The following is an 862-nucleotide window of genomic DNA, read 5'->3' as shown; positions in this document are numbered from 1 at the left end:
AACCAGCTAAAGTTGAAGCACCTGTAGTGACTGAGCAACCAGCTAAAGTTGAAGCACCTGTAGTGACTGAGCAACCAGCTAAAGTTGAAGCACCTGTAGTGACTGAGCAACCAGCTAAAGTTGAAGCACCTGTAGTGACTGAGCAACCAGCTAAAGTTGAAGCACCTGTAGTGACTGAGCAACCAGCTAAAGTTGAAGCACCTGTAGTGACTGAGCAACCAGCTAAAGTTGAAAAATCAGTACAGCATGTTAAAACCGTCGTTTCGCAAGGATCTGCAAGTGCGCCAATGGCACAACCTACTCCTGTAGCTGATAGCGAAGTAAAACATATCTCTGTTGCAATGGCTCACGACAAACGTGAACTAGTACCCGACAGTGGCTTACGTGCAGGCTCAATCAAACCTGCTGGTCGTGCAAGCTCTGCAATGACTAAAACAATGAGTGCTGATTAGTAACTAACGCTCATTAAAAACGCCCCGCTATGTACTCAATAGCGGGGCTTTTTTGTTTATATGATTTGAATAATTATTAAAGTTTCTTCACGCCCACAATAAGCGATTTATTCACAAAGAGGTAAAGAGACGCTGCGCTTTTAGAGGTAGTAAAAAAGCTAAGTCTTGCTAACTTAAATAAGCCCCGCTAGTAAACCATCGCTTGTGTTTCTCATTTACTCCTCTTTCACTTCTCTTTGTGCAATAGATCTTTAAGTGGTGTTTTATTAGCAAAGAAATTAAATAAACAGAAGCGGTGCTTCTCGTGTAAGCAAGCTTCACGACTTCAGCCGAAATTTAAAACCGAATAAGATTAACCTGTAGACGCACAACTTGTTGGCGTGACGGGCACAAAGCCCGTAAAAAGTAGT

1 pseudogene is annotated in these 862 nt (G+C 42.6%); it reads left to right on the top strand.

The features are described from left to right. Nucleotides 1–452 (top strand): annotated as a pseudogene (locus tag P20495_RS21200) (ribonuclease E); the annotation flags it as partial. Between the last annotated feature and the right edge of the window lie 410 nt (nt 453–862).

Source organism: Pseudoalteromonas sp. BSi20495, from assembly GCF_000241185.1.
GTDB lineage: Bacteria > Pseudomonadota > Gammaproteobacteria > Enterobacterales > Alteromonadaceae > Pseudoalteromonas > Pseudoalteromonas fuliginea.
The sequence above is the reverse complement of the archived record's forward strand: the minus strand, read 5'-3'. Positions and strand labels throughout refer to the sequence as shown.